Annotated in this window: 13 protein-coding genes and 2 pseudogenes; 3 read left to right on the top strand and 12 right to left on the bottom strand. The window is 70.6% G+C overall.

What is annotated here, in order from left to right; genetic code table 11:
* Positions 1 to 130: 130 nt before the first annotated feature.
* Positions 131 to 360, top strand: a pseudogene (locus HUW62_RS49250) (transposase); the annotation flags it as partial.
* Between the two features lie 228 nt (positions 361 to 588).
* Here HUW62_RS49250 and HUW62_RS37470 read toward each other — a convergent pair.
* The 4 genes from HUW62_RS37470 to HUW62_RS37455 form a co-directional block, all read right to left on the bottom strand.
* Positions 589 to 3,192, bottom strand: coding sequence for a hypothetical protein (locus HUW62_RS37470; protein WP_163863063.1), 2,604 nt, complete (start codon positions 3,190 to 3,192; stop codon positions 589 to 591).
* A 36-nt stretch (positions 3,193 to 3,228) separates the two neighbouring features.
* Entirely contained in the window at positions 3,229 to 4,263 is a 1,035-nt protein-coding gene (locus tag HUW62_RS37465) for a trypsin-like peptidase domain-containing protein (RefSeq protein ID WP_176437139.1), read from the bottom strand.
* 201 nt (positions 4,264 to 4,464) lie between these two features.
* Positions 4,465 to 6,888: an alpha-2-macroglobulin family protein gene (locus HUW62_RS37460; RefSeq protein ID WP_176437138.1), complete on the bottom strand. Its 2,424-nt coding sequence runs from the start codon at positions 6,886 to 6,888 to the stop codon at positions 4,465 to 4,467.
* Positions 6,885 to 9,962: an MG2 domain-containing protein gene (locus HUW62_RS37455; RefSeq protein WP_176437137.1), complete on the bottom strand. Its 3,078-nt coding sequence runs from the start codon at positions 9,960 to 9,962 to the stop codon at positions 6,885 to 6,887. The genes HUW62_RS37460 and HUW62_RS37455 overlap by 4 nt, the downstream gene beginning before the upstream one ends.
* A gap of 99 nt (positions 9,963 to 10,061) precedes the next feature.
* Between HUW62_RS37455 and HUW62_RS37450 the strand changes: the two genes are divergently transcribed.
* Positions 10,062 to 11,261, top strand: a complete 1,200-nt coding sequence (locus tag HUW62_RS37450) for a hypothetical protein (protein WP_163863071.1) — start codon at positions 10,062 to 10,064, stop codon at positions 11,259 to 11,261.
* Positions 11,262 to 11,273: 12 nt separating this feature from the next.
* On the opposite strand, the gene HUW62_RS37445 is transcribed toward HUW62_RS37450, so the two are convergent.
* Together HUW62_RS37445 and HUW62_RS37440 are read right to left on the bottom strand one after the other, a co-directional pair.
* Positions 11,274 to 11,552 (bottom strand): hypothetical protein, encoded by a 279-nt coding sequence (locus HUW62_RS37445; protein ID WP_163863073.1) that lies wholly within the window; start codon positions 11,550 to 11,552, stop codon positions 11,274 to 11,276.
* Positions 11,553 to 11,655: 103 nt separating this feature from the next.
* On the bottom strand, positions 11,656 to 11,853 hold the full coding sequence (locus HUW62_RS37440) for a hypothetical protein (RefSeq protein ID WP_163863075.1): 198 nt from the start codon (positions 11,851 to 11,853) through the stop codon (positions 11,656 to 11,658).
* Positions 11,854 to 12,095: 242 nt separating this feature from the next.
* Here HUW62_RS37440 and HUW62_RS37435 point away from each other — a divergent pair, with 242 nt between their 5' ends.
* Positions 12,096 to 12,305: a hypothetical protein gene (locus HUW62_RS37435; RefSeq protein WP_163863077.1), complete on the top strand. Its 210-nt coding sequence runs from the start codon at positions 12,096 to 12,098 to the stop codon at positions 12,303 to 12,305.
* A 63-nt stretch (positions 12,306 to 12,368) separates the two neighbouring features.
* On the opposite strand, the gene HUW62_RS37430 is transcribed toward HUW62_RS37435, so the two are convergent.
* From HUW62_RS37430 to HUW62_RS37405, 6 genes and pseudogenes are all read right to left on the bottom strand, one after another.
* Positions 12,369 to 12,761: a hypothetical protein gene (locus HUW62_RS37430; RefSeq protein ID WP_163863079.1), complete on the bottom strand. Its 393-nt coding sequence runs from the start codon at positions 12,759 to 12,761 to the stop codon at positions 12,369 to 12,371.
* 182 nt (positions 12,762 to 12,943) lie between these two features.
* Complete coding sequence (locus HUW62_RS37425) at positions 12,944 to 13,612, bottom strand: hypothetical protein (protein WP_163863081.1); 669 nt, start codon at positions 13,610 to 13,612, stop codon at positions 12,944 to 12,946.
* 112 nt (positions 13,613 to 13,724) lie between these two features.
* Positions 13,725 to 14,525 carry a nucleotidyltransferase family protein gene (locus HUW62_RS37420; RefSeq protein ID WP_240356142.1) on the bottom strand — a complete coding sequence of 267 codons (801 nt, stop codon included), beginning with the start codon at positions 14,523 to 14,525 and terminating at the stop codon, positions 13,725 to 13,727.
* A gap of 140 nt (positions 14,526 to 14,665) precedes the next feature.
* Positions 14,666 to 15,244, bottom strand: coding sequence for a head protein (locus tag HUW62_RS37415; RefSeq protein WP_176437136.1), 579 nt, complete (start codon positions 15,242 to 15,244; stop codon positions 14,666 to 14,668).
* Positions 15,245 to 15,252: 8 nt separating this feature from the next.
* The gene (locus HUW62_RS49245; RefSeq protein ID WP_255203871.1) at positions 15,253 to 15,873 is read right to left on the bottom strand and encodes a hypothetical protein; all 621 of its coding nucleotides are present in this window, start codon (positions 15,871 to 15,873) and stop codon (positions 15,253 to 15,255) included.
* A gap of 22 nt (positions 15,874 to 15,895) precedes the next feature.
* A pseudogene (locus tag HUW62_RS37405) lies at positions 15,896 to 16,486 on the bottom strand (AEC family transporter); the annotation flags it as partial.
* Positions 16,487 to 16,549 lie beyond the last annotated feature (63 nt).

The following is a 16,549-nucleotide window of genomic DNA, read 5'->3' as shown; positions in this document are numbered from 1 at the left end:
TGCTCGACACCGACGCCGCCGCTCTGTAGGCCGCTCCCATCACCGAGCGCGCTCGCTGACGCTCGCGCTCGGTGATGCCCATCAACCAGGCGGAGCGCTAGTCCATCAACCAGCCTGCCTCGCAACACTCAGTGACAACGTTCCGGAGTTCGTGGCCTCGGCCATCCTGCGAAGGCCCGCATCGAGCTGGCGCACATAGCTCCAGGCAAGCCCTCGCAGAAGGGCACCGACGAGAGCTTCAACGGACGCTTTCGCGACGAGTGCCTCAACATGGAATGGTTTCTCTCCAGGTTAGAGGCGGAGGTTGTCATCGAGGCGTGGCGACAGCACTACAACCACGTCTGCCCCCACTCGAGCCTCGGCCGCCACATCCCTGGAATTTCGACGGTAGTGCGAAGCAGTGGTGCCCGACTCATACCGGTCAGCACCTCTCTCGTAGTCGGTGGTCCGAAGGATTCATGTAGGTCAGCCCGGGCAAGCCGCATCCAAGATCCTGGACTACCGTCCATGTTCGCGTACGCCCACTGAACGCAACCTTCGCGCTCTGCAAACCCCGGCCCGAGCAGTCTCCCGTCATGACGCAAGCGCTCAGGAACCGCCTACTCCTCCTCCGCCCGTCGCGCCGCCGCGCCCCTCCACGCGCGTCAACAGGCCGGCGAGGCCCTCGAAGCTGGCGTTGCCCACCTGGTGCAGCCCGAAGCCCCAGAGGAACGCCGTCATGCCCGCGCCGAAGCCACCCCACGTCGGTGAGAAGACGTTGAGGAGTTGCAGGCCCAGCACCACCGCCACGCCCGTGAGCAACGCCAGCAACGCCAGCTCCACCACCCACAGGTGACGCGGCGACGGCAACGGCACACCCTCCAGTGCACTGAAGCCACCCGCCGAGTCCGCGTCCTCGCTCGGAGGAGCCTCTGGCAGCGTCGGCAGGCTGCCACCCGTGGGCGCGCTGGCGGCGGGCACCTCCGGCGCGGTGGGCGCGGAGAAGCTCAGCGCCTCCCTCCCCGTGGGAACTCCCAGCCTGCCACTCATGCTGGTGCTCTGTGGACTCGGGTAGGCCTGGAGCGCCATCGCCGCCTTGTCCACCTTGTAGTCCGCGTCCTGCAATGTCTCCGGCTTCAACGCGAGCTGCGCCTCGTTCAGCAGCGAGTCGATGTGTCCCAGCTCATGCAGCTCGGAGTCAGAAGTAGCCGCACTGCGTTTGCTCGTCACCTCCGCGCGCAGCGCTTCGATTCGCTTGCGCACCTGTCCCGTCTGCGCATGGTGGAGGAGGTCTCTCGCCTCGCGGTACTTCGCCGCGGCATCGTGCGGAGACTCCGCCCCCAGCGCCAGCATCGCCTCGCGCAGCTTCGCCTCCGCGCTGTCCAGCTCCACCTTCTGCGCGTCGCTGGCCGTGCTCCTCGCCTCCGCCAACGCCTCGCGCAGCTCCTGCAACAGCCGGAGCACGTAGTGCGCATACGCGCCCTGGTACAGCCGGAAGCCCTCGTCCACGCTGACGTCCGCGCGCGCTCGCGCCTGCTTCAGCCTGTCCTTCACCTCCGCGGTCAACTCCCGCCACTCCTCCTGCGTGAAGCCCCGGGGATTGCGCGGCGAGGCCACCGCCAGCGACAGCTCCCCGCAGAGGACGTCGAAGTAGGAACGCCGGGCCCGCTCGAACCGCAGCCGCGCCGTCGCCAGGTCGCCCTCGTCCAGGGACGCACGCACCTCCTGGAGCAGCGGCAACAGCTCATACATCAGCCGGAAGCCCAGGCTGTCGTCTTCCCCCAGCTTCTGCGCCAGCGTGCGCGCCTGCGTCTCCAGCTCCGCCAGCTTCGCCTTCAGCCCCGCTCGCGCCAGTTCCTCCACGTTCTGCTGGCGCAGCACCTTGAGCTGCTCCTCCAGACGCTCCGTCGGCACATTGCCCAGGCGCAGCGACGTCTCCGCCTCGTCCAGCAGATTGCTCGCCTGCGCCGGCCTCAGCTCTCTCGGAAGCGCGTTCAGTTCGCGCGTGCCCGCGCACCACGCCTCGTACAGCCGCAGCTCCGGCTCCACTCGCGCCAGCTCCGCCTCCGCCACCCGGCCGCCTCGCAGCGGTCCGCGAATCCTCGAGACGATGGCGTCGATGCGCGCGCGCACCTCCAGCCCCACTCGCCGCGTCTCCGCGTCCTGGCCGTTGAGCAGCTCCGCCGCCTTCTGCCTCAGCGCCTGCGCTCGATGGAGCTGCTGCGCCCGGGGCCGGATGTTCTGCGTGTACAGCCGCACCCCATACGAAGACACCGCGCCCGCCGCGATGAGCAGCGCGCCCCACAGCCAGGGCGTCCTCACCCAGACGGTGAAGGGCTGCTCCACCGCCACGCCTTGCGGCACCGCCATCCGCACCGTCCCCGTGTACTCGCCCGGCCCGTCCAGCCCGCGCAGATGCAACAGCAGCGTGCCACTGCCATTCGCTGACACCTGCACCGTGGAGTCCGCCGCCGACAGGTCCAGGTCCTTGCCGTCCTTCCCGCCGCCCTCCAGGAAGAAGTGGGAACCTCCGAAGTGCGGCTGCACCAACGTCGCCCCCAGGTCCGGCGCCTTGTGCTGGAGCTGGAGCAGCCGGGGCGCGGCCACCATCCCCGTCACGCCCGCCGTCTCCTTGAAGGGCAGCCGCACCGTCGCTTCCACCGTGCCCAGCCCCCAGCCCGACGCCGCCACCGCTGGCGACGTCGCGATGAACTGCACCGCCGGCACCGCCTGCGTCCGCGTGACGACGAGCGCCGTCGTCTCACGCCCGCTCGCGTGCACCAGCACCAGCTGCCCCGTGTAGTCCCCCGCCGCCGGCAGCTTCCCGGACACCTCCAGGTACAGCGGCGCCCTCGATGAAATGGACGGCGACGTGCCCGCATCCCCGGCGCCCGCGGCCTCGCGCACGACGGCCGTCAGCGTCACCTGGGAGCCATCGCTCGCCTGGAGCGGATCCACCAGCACCGTCACTCCGCCGGGCAGCGCCTCCTCCACGCCCGCGTCACCCGGTGGCGGCGACAAGAGGTCCACGCGCAGCACCGTGCGGAAGTCCTCCGACGTCGTGCGCAGCTTCACCTCGTTGTTGGCCGTGGCCCCGGCCACGCGCAGCCGCGTCTGCGCCAACGCGACGCTCGACGACGCGGAGAGCACCACGAGCAACCCCAGGCGGAAGAGACCCCGGGCACGGCGGCAACGGGCATCGAGGACGAACATCCGCCGACGATAACAGGCGCGTCCCCCGCCTCCAGTTCACTCCCAGCCCAGCAGCGCCTTCACCTCCCGGGACAGGCTCCGGCGGATGGTGTCCGTGGGGATGCCCTCGTTGTGTCCCGTGGCGGACGGCATCCGCGGCCCCCCGCTGTGATGCAGCGCGGCCAGACGCAGGTCCTGGGTGAAACACGGCGCGCCGGAGGACCCGGGGCTCGTGGACGTCCGATAGGACACACGGGTGCGCGACGCGTTGACGGCCAGGAATTCGTCCAGCGCCACGCTCATCGGCTGACCTTCCGGATGCTGGACGATGAGCGCCAGGCTGCCCAGGATGATGGGCACCTCCACCTCGGGCAGCTCCAGCCAGCCCCGGGGCTCGTCCTCCACCGGCTCCTCGCCCGGCGCTCCCTCCACCTGGAGGAAGGCGTAGTCCAGCTCGTCCACCGTCGCCTCGCGAGGCCTGGGGTGCATCAGGTCCGCGGGGCTGTACGAGCTGCGCGCGATGCAACGCTTCACCGCGTACCGCGTCCCCGACTGGAGCAGCGTCCGGTCCGGCAACACCTTGTGGTCGAAGCGCACGCGCAGCGACTCCAGCAGCCGGTTCTCGATGACATGGAAGTTGGTGAGCACCACGTTGCGCGACACCAAAAACCCCGTCCCCAGGGACGCACCCAGCACCGGCTCCACCCGACAGACGCGCCGCTCAATCGCGGCGAGCCTCCGGCGCCACCCGTCCGCGCCACCGTCCTCCGCCCAGGAGCCGACGATGCGCTCCAGGCTGCGACGCGGAATGCTCCGCTGCACCGAGGCGAGGTAGCCCTGCATGAAGCGATGCAGCCGCGCGTGCCGAGGATGGGCGCCGTGCATGCCCGTCACCAGCTCCCGCGTCCACCCTTCCGATTCCGCGCGCTGGATGAGGCCCGTCGCCCGCTCCCTCGGGCCGCCCGTTGGAACGAGCACTTCCAAATCCCGGTGGCACACCGAGGCCACCACCCGGCGAAGGTCCTCCACCGAGGGAAACGCCCCCAGCATCGCCAACAGCAACTCGTCTCGTTCCGCGCCGTCGAGCTCCATGGTGTCACCCGTGAAGAACCGCTGACGAAGCCTTCTCCGGCCTGCCGACGCTGCCGCGAATCTTCCGTATTCTCCGAGCGGATGCCCAGGGGGTAGCCGCGCTTCTGCCCTGACGTGCTGGTTCCAGAAGCCCGTGAGCAGACACTCCTTACCGGGCCGTCCGCGATACGGCCCCGGTCCGAAGTCCGCGAAGACCCCGCCTCAGCGCACCGCCCACGTAGCGGGAGGTACGTAGGAGACGACGTCCGGCCGAGCAAGCACCCGCAGCGACGAGGCACCCGCCTGGAGCGTCCCCGCCAGCGTGGGGATGACACGGAAGCGAGCCTGGAAGGTCTCCCCTTGTCCTCGGGCAGGCAGCTTCAGCGTCACCGCGCCGTCCTCCGAGGTCCACGACGAGACACTCCCCGACGCCACCAGCGCGTCCAGGCTGGCGGAGTCCACCTGCACGCCCGCCGGTAGCCCGTGCCTCAATTCCAGCACCAGGCCCGAAGGCGTGGAGGCCTGCACCGTCACCTCCACGGGCTGCCCGACTCGCGCCTCCCGGGGCGAGTCCACGGCCAGCTCCAGTCCACCCTGCGACTCCTGCTTCCACGGCACGGCGGCGGACAGCGCCAGCGCGAAGCCCAGGCCCGGCACCGCGGGCTCCGCGCGCACCGTCCAGGCATGCGCACCCGCCGAGCCCGTCGCCAGGGCCTCCAGCGCCAGCACCTCGCGCAGCGCCTTCGCGTCGTACGTGCCCTCGGCCACGGGCTTGCCGTCGCGCTCCAGCACCACGCGCACGCTCGCGGGCAGCGGCTCCTTGAAGAGCGACACCACGGCCTTGAGCGCCAGCCGGTTCGTCCGGCCACTGCCCCACCCGCGCGCCGGCCCGTAGCTCGCGAGCAGCGACGCGCCCAGGTCCGCCAGGGGCGCCTTGTCGTCGCCCTCCAGGCCCAGCACCGCCAGCGCGGTGGCCTCCGCTTCCGAGGGCACCTCGCCATCGGCCGCCACCACTCCCTCATCCACCGGCAGGTACGCGGCGCCGTCCTCGCGCGTCTTCACCGCGTCGCGCACCTGCGCCCGCAGCGAGTCCCGCAGAGCGCCCGTCACGATGCCGCTCGCCAGCAGCGACGCCGCCGTGTAGCCGTCCTTCACGTGCGCCCGGTTGCGCTCCAGCGCGCCCGACGCCAACGCCGTGAAGCGCGCCGCGCGCCGCTGGCCCACCGGCGTCCCGGACGCCGCCACCACCGCGCGCGTACAGTCCGCCGTCGCCACCAGCAGTCGCTGCAACGTCCAACCGTCGCCACCCTGGCACGTGCCATCCGGACGCTGCGCCGCGGCCACCCAGCCCGCGAGCCGCTCGCCCAGTCGCGCCAGCACCGGGTTGTCCGGGTGGAGCAGCGTGCCCTCCACCAGCAGCGTCGCCGACACCACGTCCGGCGTGCGCCCCAGCCGCAGCGCGCGCTGCGTCGCCTGTGCCACGAGGACGCGCACCCCTTCCGCGTCCACCAGTCCCCCCGCCGACTCCGGCGGTGACGCCACGCGCCCGCCCTTCGGCGACAGGGCCGCCTTCAGCACCTGGGCCGCCTGGGGCTCGCCCAGCGCTGTCAGCAACTCCGGCGCGCGCCCGGCCAGCATCAGCGCATACGCCACGTCGTCCGAGCCACCGCGAGCCCCCGCCGACGTCAGCTCCGAGCGCAGCACGCCGAGCCCGCCGGGATACACCTGGAGCCGCACGCGCTCACTGCCCACCTGCGCGTCCGCGGCGCCCGTGAGCGTCAACGTGCGAGGCGCGGCCAGCGTGCCACTCCACGTCTGGACCACGGGCCTGCCGGTGGGCCACACGTCCAGGGGCTTCTCCACGCTGTCCGCGTCTCCCAGCGCCGCGCGCACCGCGATGGGCCCGGGGCCGGAGACGCGCACCGTCACGTACTCCACCACGCTGCCTCGCGCCGGCACGCGCACCGTGCGCGCGGCGCCATCCACCGTCGCCCCCGTGGCCTCCACCTTCAGCGACGTCTCCACCACGGCATCCGTCGTGTTCACCACCTGCACCGGCACGCGCACGGAGTCGCCCGCGCGCAGGAAGGGCGGCAGCACCGGGTCCACGTACGTGGGCAGCGTGCCCGCGAAGCTCGTCACCGCGCCGGCCTGGGCGCCAGAGCGCGAGTGCGCCAGCGCCAGCACGCGCCAGCGGGTGAGCCGGTCCGGCACGCGCACCGGCAGCGTCGCGCTACCAGACTCGTCCGTCACCACCAGCGGCTCGAAGAGGAACGTCTCCGGGAACCACGCGCGGCTGGGCGCTCCCACGGATTGCGGCTTCTGCTCCCCACCGCCGCCCTTGGGGCGGCGCGCGTCCCCCTCGTCCGCCTTCTGGGCGATAGCGCCGAAGCCGTCCTCTTCCGGCGCGGCCCCTCCCACAGGGGGCGCCATCACAGGCGCCGCGGCCATCTCCGCCTCGGCGGAGCCCCTGAGGAGCAAGTCCGCCGACCGGTCCATCATCGCCTGGCCCGGGGGCTCGAAGTGCCCCGACAGCGCGGACGAGGACGCTCCAAAAAGCCTCCGGAAGTTGTCCCCGAACAAGGTCACCAGGAGCACGAACCCCACGACGACACACACCGCCCCGACGACGATTTTGCGAATCACGGCGCCTCCCGGGCGACCCACGCGTTCCAGTTCTCCACGTCCTCTGGCAGTCGCGTCCCACGCGACACCACCGCGCGCGGGTCCGTCAGCTCCAGCAGCTCCCTGGGCAGCCTCGACAACCGCAGCCGCTGGCCGAAGGCGTCCTTCACCTTCTCGCCCCGCTGCTCACAGGACGCCAGCGCCTGGGTCCACAGCTTCGCGAGCCCCGCCGGGTTCAGCGTCTCACCCTCGGGCGCCTTCTCCTCCCAGTCACGCACCTTCGCGTGCAGCTCCGAGAGCACCGCGTAGAAGGGCTCGGTCAGCTCCGCCTCCGGGTCGAAGGCACCGCGCGCGCTCGCGCTCGCTCGCACCTCTGTCTCCTGGAGCGTCGGCACCGTGCTCACGCGCAACAGCGCCGCGGCGGCCGCGTTGGAGCCCCGGATGCGTCCCTGCGCCAGCGCCACGCCATCCAGCACTCCGAAGGCGGGCTCCGACACCGATGGCGCGGGCCTCACGCTCGCCAGCGCGTCACCCCCGGGCAGCGGCACCAACTGGCTCAACGTCTCGTCCACGCCGAAGAGGCCCACCGCCGCGGGCCCGTCCTTCCCATCCACGCGCGTGCGCACCTGGAGCCGCGCCAGGTCGCCGGGCGCATAGGCCGGCTTCTCCGACGACACCTCCACGGAGAGCTGCGCGCGCGGCGCCACGTACACCCGCGCCAGGGCCCCCGCCCACGAGGTCTCCGCCCAGCCCTCGAAGTCCGCGGGCAGCCGGAAGCGCGCCGTGGTGGAGCCCTTCTCCAGCTTCGTCACCAGCTCCTGCTTGCCCGCAGACAGCCGCAGCTCCGTGGGCAGTGAGCCCTGGAAGTCGGGGCCGCGCATCAGGTCGATGCGCACCTCCTCGCCGGCCTTCGCCAGCACCGGCGTGGCGCGCAGGCGCAAGGGCGGCAGCGTCGCCGGGCGCAACACCCACTTCGTGTCCCCCACCGGCTTGCCGTCCACCTTCGCCGCCACCTTCAACTCATAGCCCAGGAAGGTGGTCGCCTGAGCGGGCCCACCACCTCGGGAGCCGTCCACTCCCGGATGCGCCGTGAGGAAGAGGACGCCCATCGCCTCACCTTCCTCATTCTCCTCCACGGCCTTCCAGCGCGCGAAGCGCTCCTGGATGCAGGCCACCGTCGCCGCGCCGGGTCCGCCCTGGACCCACGGCAGCGCGGACCAGGACAGCGACACCTCGCGCTTCGCCCCCAGTCGCCACGTCAGCGCCATGGGCAGGTAGCTGCTCGTCGCCAGCCCCGCCGGCAGACAGGTGCGCGCATCTTTCGCGGCCGACTCCAGCGCGCCCATCAGCGGCGTGGCCGTGCCGAAGGCGGACTCCACCCGCGTCTCCAGCCGAGGCAGTCCCCAGTCCCGCACCACCAGCGACAGCGACAACACCCGTTCCTGTCCCGGGGGCAGCGTGCGCGCGCGGATGACCTGGGCCAGACACGTCGACAGCGCGTCTTTGGTGCCCACCACGTCCGTCACCGCGCCGCCCGCGCCCACCCGCACGCCCAGCTCCATCAGGCGCTGGCCGTCGTTCGGCTCGACGAAGCGCGAACACGGGAAGAACGACGACACCCAACCCTCCACCGCGAGCCGCTCCTTCAGCGTCGGTCCGCTGCCCGCTTCCATCAGGTTCTTCAACTGCGCCAGCCGCACCGGAGGCGGCGGTGGAAGCCGGCGCACCGGCAGGGGCGGCACCACCACGTTGACCGGTGGGCCCGGGTCCAGTTGGAAGGCCGCCACGCCGTCCTCATCCGTCACGCCGCGCACGCCCTCGTCGCGAGCATCCCACGCGCGCGTCACCGTCAGCTCCGCCCCCGGCAGCACCCGCCCGTCCGGCGTGGTGGCGCGCAGGTAGACGCGGTTGCTGAAGCCATCCACCAGCCCGTCCTCCAGCTCCGTCACCGAGGAGATGGCGAGCGCGTCTTCGGAGAGCAGCAGCGCAGCGCCGCTCACCACCCGGTCTCCAGCGGCGTCCTTCGCCGACACGCGCGCGGACAGCGTCACCTGGCCCCGCAAGTCATCGGGCACGCGCGGCAGCGTCACATGGAAGCGCCCCGACGCATCCGTGCGGGCCCTGGAGGGCAGTCCTCCCGAGTTCCATTCCGGAGGCGGCGGCCACTCCCCGGAGACGTTCCATCCAAGCTCCACCTCCGCGTCCGTCACCGGAGCGCCCGACGCGTACACCACCTGGCCTTCCAGCTCCGGCGTCTCCCCCGCGCGCCAGTAGGGCCGGGGGCTGGACGCCTCCACTCGGAAGCGCGGCAGCGTGAAGGGCTTCACCTGGAAGGTCGCCTGGGCCTGGGTGCTCCCGCTGCGCCACTCCAGCGTCCACTCACCGACGGGCGCGCCCCGGTCCAACGGGAAGCTGCCGGCCACGACGCCCCACGGTCCCGCGGGCGCCCGCTCCTCCAACACCGTCTCTCCCGTCGCGTCCTTCAGGAACCACGTCCCGGGCCGCCCATCCAGCGGAGACAGGTCCTTCGCGCGCAGCACCACGGCGCGGAAGCGCACCTCGTTGCCGGGCTCGTACAGCGGCCGGTCCGTCAGCACGTGCGCCACCGCCGGCGCGTAGAGGGGCAGCGCCGCCTCCACCGTGTCAGTGCCCAGCGGCGTGGTGAGCCGCGCGAGCAGCTTGTAGTCACCGTCCGGCACTTCGGGCAGCTTCACCTGGGCCGTCAGCGAGTCGTCGGGCGAGCGCGTCCACGGGAAGTCCTTCTCGGCCTCCAGGGCCGTCTGCTTCCCCTCGGCATCCACCAGGAACAGCTCCGGCGTGCCCCGCCGCACCCGCGCGCTCATCAATTGGCCGCGTGCGTCAGGCGCATGGGCGTCCGCCCAGACGACCACGCTCCCAGCAAGCCCGCGCCCCAGCCCATGGGCATCCACGCCCACCGTCTGGCGGAACTGCCCGTCCGGACACTCGGGCACCTTCACCCCGCGAAACACCCAGGCGGTCAGGCACACGTCCCACGCCGCGAAGGCCCAGACGCCCACCAGCAGCAAGGCCGCCAGCCCACCCCGCTTCGCCCCACGGCGGAAACGCTCTGTCATGCATCCTCCCCGAAGCCGCACTCTATGTCGGGATGCCCCCTGACTGCCGAGCCCCCTTCTTCGCGCGACCGCCGCCGGTGCGATAGCGTGCCGCGCCCCATGCCTTCGTCGCCCAATCCCCGAGTGACCCGTCCTCCCGCGGATGCCCTGCCCTCTCGATTGGAGGCATTGCTGGAGTCGCTCACGGACCGGCACCTCGCGGACCGCCTCACGCACGTCCACCGCGCGGCGGCGGTGGCCATCGACCGGCTCGGCCACCTGAGCATCGCCAAGTACGAGCCCACCACCCTGGAGTCGGACGGCGGCGCGGACCTGGCCCTCTGGGAGACCATGGCCCCCGCCATTGGCGACACCCTCGTGGGCGTCAACCAGCTCGTCAGCGCCATCCACCAGCAGTTCCCCCCGCCCGCGCGCGCCGCGAGCACCACGGACACCGGCTGGGCTCCTCCCCCCGCCAGCTCCGACGAGCGACTGGCGCAGGAGGTGGAGGTGGTGCTCCACGCCACCGCGGAGCTCTTGTCCAAGCGGGTGTCGGAGCTGGGCCAGCAGATGCGAAAGCCGGAGGTCGTCAGCGACCGCTGGACGCTGATGGCCAAGCTCCAGGCGTTCCGCGCCGACTTCCGCGTGCGCATCGGCGACCTCGTCTACCTGACGGCGGCGGCCTTCGAGGACGTGCGCCGCGAGGACGTGGTGCCCGGCTACGTGCACCAGGTGGGCGCGCGCTCGGCGCTGCGCGGGGCGGCGGCGGACCTGCGCCGCTCGCTGCAAGGACGGCTGGAGCGCGCGACGAAGGCGGAGGCCCCGTCGCGGCCCGCCCTGGCCCGTCAGATGGCGGAGAGCGTGTCGGCCTTCATCACCCTGCCCGCCTCGGTGGCGCTGCGCACGCCGCAGAAGCACCATGTGCTCACCTTCCGCGCGCACCTCCAGGAAGCGGCCGGACAAGGCGAGCTGGCGGCGGACGTGCTGTCCTCGCACGTCGAGCCATTCCTCTCCTTCCTGGAAGAGGCCATGGACGAGGTGACGCGCACGTGGCTCATCGTGCATGACCGCGAGCTGTGGGCGTCATGCGGCGCCAAGCTGGAGCAGGCGGACATGCACCTGACGCTCGGCTCGCCCGGCGCGGCGCGCGTGCTGGCGGACGCGGTGGACACGGCGGCGGCGCTGTACGGCCGCTCGGCGCCGTTCGACGGCTTCCTGCGCAAGGCGCGACAGGAGGCCGCCGAGGGACTGGATGAGGCGAACTCGCTGGGGCTGCTGGAGCGCTTCCGGGAGCGCCTCGCGGCCCTGCCCTTCAGCTAGGCACCCGCGCGCCTACTTCTTCGTGTCGGCGGGCAGCGCGGGAGGCTCGGCCTTCGGCGGCAGCACGCGCAGCTCGTTGAAGCGCTCGGCCAGCGTCACGGGCGTCATCTCCTCCTGCCACTGCTTGGGGTTGGTGTTCCAGCCGAAGTCCGCCGGCACCTTGCCGCCACCCTGGTTCTTGTAGCCGATCATGTCCGGGAACAGCGTGGACCAGCGGCCCGCCGGGTCCGGCTCCTTGGTGATGTACTGCCGGTTGGCGGGGATGAGGAAGGGCTTGCTCGCGTCGCTCATGGGACCAAAGCCTCCCCGAAACCCGCCCGCAAGGGTAGTGGGAAGCCACGGTGACTGCGCCTGAAGGCCCGGTCCCCGGACATCCCCTCTGGAAACGAAGTCCTCAGGCGGCCTTCCGGGCCTTCACCCGGCGCACGGGGGGCAGCACCCGGGGGCCCATCGCGAAGACGGCCGCGAAGAAGCGCGCCTGGGCCTCGCTCCGGTAGCGGTAGCGCCGCACCTCGCCCTCCGACGTGACGACCTCCACGCCCCAGCCCTTCTTCTCCTCGCTCACGTCCACGCGCTCCACGCCACCGCCCATGCCGTCCCCCTCGGTTCTTCCTGACGCCCTTTAAGATCAATCCACGTGCCAGTCAGGCCACGAGGATGCCCGGGGTTGCGGTGTCCACCGGACGTCAGTCGGGTGCGAGGCGGTAAGGAATGCAGGCCGCGCCCGCCTGCTCGCCTGCTTGGAGGGCGATAGGGGGCCGTGCCCTACAGGGAGAGGCCCACGGCCGGGAGCGGTCTGCTTGTGCCGCGCGATTCCTGCGTTAACTCAAAGGTATGACTGAATTCGAGAGCAACCTCGGCGAGCGATTCGCCGAATTCGTCCTTCCCGACGGCTGCGTGCTCTGCGGAGGAGCCGTGAACGTGCGCGCCAGCCCCTCCGGGGCGCACAGCTACTGCGCCCACTGCCACTGGCTGTCCAAGCCTCGCATGCGCGTGAAGGACAACGGCGTGGAGCTGTCCTTCGGCATGGCGGCGACGGCCTGACGTCCCCTCGCGCGTCGAGCCCCATGAGGCTCGACGCGCCCCTTCACTTCACCCTGGCCTGGCTCAATTCGCCGAGCAGGCCCAGACACCTTGAATGGTGCAGAAGCAGTTTCCGACCCGCCGGTTGATGCAGCACGAGCGCGTGCCGCTGCCCGCGGGAGAGCAGGGCTTGCCCGCCACCGTCGAACAGGCGCTGTTCGGCTGCAGGCAGATGGACGGCGGTGAGGTGAAGCAGATGTTGTGGAAGCCGTCGCACTCGACGGACTCACCTGGATAGGTGTTGCACGTGTTGCCCTCGCACGACACCGTCGTCCCGTTGGGACACGTCGTCGTACAGGTGACGAGCGCGCTCTCCTCTTGAGTCAGAGGCTCCTGCGCCTCGATGGCTCCGGTTCCACCACAGGCCAGCAGACCAGACACGACCAGCGCCGACAGCACCGTCAGGGACAGCTTCATGGTGGAGCTCTCTTTCAGCGAAGGATGGGCCATGGCCCATCACGCACACCGTGCGCGCTGGAGAGGGATTGAAGCATGACCCGCGTGGGCTTTGTCAGGCGTGGGCCTGGAACCCACCGTGGCATCCGCCATTCAATTTCATGATTCCGGGCAGAGCGGACCCGAAATGGGGCACCCGGGCCTCACCTTCGCGGAGCTTCGGCTTCGTCGAGGCCGGGACCTTCCAGCGTGCGCCCGGAGTCGGTCGCCTCGCGCGCGGGTGCGGGGGGCAGGCCCTGCGCGGAGAGCAGCAGGGACAGGAGCGCGGCCTGCTCGGCGTCACCGAGTACGTGAATCGTCTCCGGCAGGCTGAGGGAGACGGAGGTCGGCTCACCGCCCGCGTCGGGCTGACAGGTGCGCCAACCGGTGTAGCGGCCCCCGGCCACCGTCATGGAGTAGCTGCAGCCGCCCACGTCGCCGGTAATGCCCACGGGGGAGAGGACGAGCGAGGTGGGCCAGTTCGCGAGTTCGCCATCCACGCGCAGGCCCGGCTCGGAGGACATGCGGGAGAGCTCCAGCCGGCTGTCCTCCACGCCCACGCGTCCGACGATGGGGCCGGTGCGCCAGCGCAGGTCCACGTCGCCGCCGCGCAGTCGGCCCTTGAGGGAAGTGGAGGTGCGTCGCAGGTCGAAGCCTCCACCGCGCACGGTGTCGCGGCTCAGGGAGACGGTGAGGGATTGGTCGCCCACCTGGAGGCGGATGGGACCGCCGCGTTCTGAGACGGCGAGCTGAGCGCTGGCGGGCGTGGCGAGCCCTAGCGACAGCAGCAGCGCGCCGAGCGCTCCTCGGGGTCCGGATTCAGGGCGTGACACGGGGACACCTGCCTTTCCTCTGGGCACTGGAGGAAAGGTAGGGTCTCAAGCCCGGGGCGGGCATGGCCTTGCGCCCCGGGGGCTCGCATGGAGGGACGTGGGGCGGCGGGGCTCAGTGGAGTCCGTCGGTGCCGGGGGCGCCGCCGGCCGTGAGCGCGGGGTCGTCCTTCTTCCGCTCCTGGATGTCCCAGGCGTCGCCATCCTCGTAGCCCCACTCGTCGACGTCGACGCGATAGTTGCGGAACGAGATGATTCGCCCCCGGCAGATGCGCTCCTGCCAGTTCCCCTGGTCCACGGAGCGCTCCGCGCGGGAGAGCAGCTCACGCATCAGCCAGTCGGGAACGATGGCGCGGTCCGACGGGTAGGCGAAGCGGAACAAGAGCAGGTGGGAGAGGAGGACCTCCCAGTAGCGGTCGAAGCGCCGCAGCAGACGCTCCCAGTCGAACGTGGCGCCCGTCTTGAGGAGCAGGTGGGTGAGTTCGTGGCCGTCGAAGCGTTCGCGCTCGAGGACGAACGCCTTGCTCCAGAAAATCTCTTCGGCGGGAGGGACGCGGCACGGGCAGCCCAGCACCTGGGCGGGGACGGAGTGCTCGAACCACGCCTCGTCGATGGCGGTGATGCCATTGCCGGAGCTGTAGATGAGGTCGACGAGGAAGTCCGCCCAGAAGGCCTTGTGGAGCCAGCCGTGGACTTCGCTCTCGGTGCGCCACTCGTTGCGCGAGAGGAGTTCGATGGCGCGGTCCGCGTCCTTGCGGTGGAGGAAGAGGTCCAGGTCCTTGGTGTCGCGATAGATGCCCGTGTAGTGAGCGAAGGCATAGGCGCCGCCCACGAGGAAGGGGATGTCAGCGTCGGAAAGCAGTTGGATGGCGTAGGTGCGCGCGCCCAGCTCCGCCACGGAGCGCCGCACTTCCATCCGCCTCGGGTCTCCTCCGGGTGCCCCGGAGGCCTTCGGTGGTTGCTCGGCCATGAGGGAAGATAGGTGGGCAGAGCCGGCACGTCAGCGAGCCGTCCGCGTACCCGCCCGAAGGGCAGCCGAGCGGGCGTGGATTCGCCTCAGTCGGCTGACTCGTCCGCCGGGGCAGGTGCGGCCTTGGCGGCCAGGGACATCGGGTAGATGGCGCGGACGTTGACGCGGTAGTGGTAGGCCACGAGATGGGGCTCACCGTTGATGAGGATGAGCACTTGGCGCGGGGGCTCGGGCTGACGGTCGACCCAGGCCCGCGCCTGCTCGACTGTGTCGAATGTGGCGACGGGTGGGGGGAGCCCTTCCTGTTCTATTTCCTGAAGGTAGTACTTGAGCACGGGAGCCCGAGGGAGACGGCGGATGTCGTGCTCTGGGAAGTAGGCGACGCGGTGGTACTCGCCGGCAATCAGGAGGTGGGCACCATCCGGCGGGCGAGGATGCGCTTTCAGCCAGGACTCCGCTTCCGAACGCGTATCGAAGCTCGCGATGACGACGGGAGGAGCATCAGCATCCTCTCCTTGGCGATAGTCCTCGAACTCGTAGGACTGTCCTGTGTCCGTGATGAATGCGACCGCATCCATCGCCATCGACAGCTTCGCCTTCTCGTCCTCGTCGGAGGATTGCTCGCGGAGCCTACCGAGAAGCTCCCGGACCTCGAGGTACCGCATGCCGTCGATCAAGGTGCCACCTCGGCTGTGAGTGGAGGGTGATTGGATTGAGCGTTGGCGAAAAGAACGGCGGGCGCGAGGACAAGCAATCCCGCACCCATCGACACCACGACAAAAACCACGCCCGCGATGATGAAGGTACTTCCAAGCAAGACCTCGCCGCGGTGCTGACTCAACCAGTCCACGGCCTCGTCGACCGCAGCGAACTCCTGGGGTCGCAGTCTTTCCAACTCGACGCAGTCCAGATACGACTGCTGGCAGCGGGTCGTGCAGAAACGCAGCTTACCTCCCTTCTTTCCACCGCTCGTCATATGCCCAAAGCCCCTTGCGAGAGGGCGGCTCATGCATTCGTCGACGCAGGCGATGTTCTCCGCGTCGCAGTCACGCGGCCGACTCACGACTGGCGTCGCTCGCAAACGTGAGCGAGCCCCCTGGCGCGGCAGATCGAACCCCTCGGCCGGCTCCCACGCATGAGTCACGGCACCATCTCCTTGCTCCCGGATGACCAGCACGAGTCGCTGAAGGTCGGTGGCACTTTCAGGAGCCACCTGCCGGGACGAACCACAGGCCACGAGCGCCACACTCACGAACACAGCGGCCAGCTGCTCTGAAAATCGGTAGGTCTTCACACACCCTCGCCAGACAGGTCCGTCACCGCACCAGCCACAACATCAGGGGTGCGGTGACGAAGGACAGTGGAATCCCCACACCCACCATCAGCACCGCCAGCTCCGGGTCCAGCCGATGTTCGGCCGCGAGAATCGCCGCGCTCACCATGGGCGCCATCGCCGCCTGGAGCACCGTCGCCTGCACCACCACCGGCGACAATCCCGGCAACACCCACAGCCCCAACATCACCACGCCCGGCACCAGCACCAGCTTGTAGAACAACCCCAACGACAACGCCGGCAGTCGCGCCTTCACCCCCGACAGCCGCAACTGCAATCCCACTGAGAACAACGCCAGCGGCGTCAACAACGCCCCCAACCGCTCCAGCACCGACTCCACCCAGACCGGATACCCCACCGGCCGCAACAGCAACGACACCACCAACGCCACGAACGGAGGGAACGTCGCCACCTTCCTCGCCAACACGCTCAGCGGCAGCTCCGCCCCCGCGCTCGCTCGCGTCGCCGCCAGCGTCGCCAACGTGGACAACACCAGGAACGAGCCGAGCTGGTCCGCCACCACCGCCACCGCCAGCCCCTCCGAACCCAGCAGCGCCTCCGCCATCGGCAGCCCGACGAACGCCGTGTCTGTCTCTTATACACAACTGACGCTGCCGACGACTTAATAGGTGTAGAA

Origin of the sequence: Myxococcus sp. AM011 (genome assembly GCF_013372595.1) — a bacterium.
In the GTDB taxonomy this organism is placed as follows: domain Bacteria; phylum Myxococcota; class Myxococcia; order Myxococcales; family Myxococcaceae; genus Myxococcus; species Myxococcus eversor.
The sequence above is the reverse complement of the archived record's forward strand: the minus strand, read 5'-3'. Positions and strand labels throughout refer to the sequence as shown.

Excerpts from the sequence above, each read along its gene's own strand:
- HUW62_RS37415 (WP_176437136.1), bottom strand. The coding sequence starts at position 15,244 with ATGCGGTACCTCGAGGTCCGGGAGCTTCTCGGTAGGCTCCGCGAGCAA.
- HUW62_RS37470 (WP_163863063.1), bottom strand. The coding sequence starts at position 3,192 with ATGTTCGTCCTCGATGCCCGTTGCCGCCGTGCCCGGGGTCTCTTCCGC.
- HUW62_RS37445 (WP_163863073.1), bottom strand. The coding sequence starts at position 11,552 with ATGAGCGACGCGAGCAAGCCCTTCCTCATCCCCGCCAACCGGCAGTAC.
- HUW62_RS37440 (WP_163863075.1), bottom strand. The coding sequence starts at position 11,853 with ATGGGCGGTGGCGTGGAGCGCGTGGACGTGAGCGAGGAGAAGAAGGGC.
- HUW62_RS37455 (WP_176437137.1), bottom strand. The coding sequence starts at position 9,962 with ATGACAGAGCGTTTCCGCCGTGGGGCGAAGCGGGGTGGGCTGGCGGCC.
- HUW62_RS37420 (WP_240356142.1), bottom strand. The coding sequence starts at position 14,525 with ATGGAAGTGCGGCGCTCCGTGGCGGAGCTGGGCGCGCGCACCTACGCC.
- HUW62_RS37430 (WP_163863079.1), bottom strand. The coding sequence starts at position 12,761 with ATGAAGCTGTCCCTGACGGTGCTGTCGGCGCTGGTCGTGTCTGGTCTG.
- HUW62_RS37465 (WP_176437139.1), bottom strand. The coding sequence starts at position 4,263 with ATGGAGCTCGACGGCGCGGAACGAGACGAGTTGCTGTTGGCGATGCTG.
- HUW62_RS37450 (WP_163863071.1), top strand. The coding sequence starts at position 10,062 with ATGCCTTCGTCGCCCAATCCCCGAGTGACCCGTCCTCCCGCGGATGCC.
- HUW62_RS37435 (WP_163863077.1), top strand. The coding sequence starts at position 12,096 with ATGACTGAATTCGAGAGCAACCTCGGCGAGCGATTCGCCGAATTCGTC.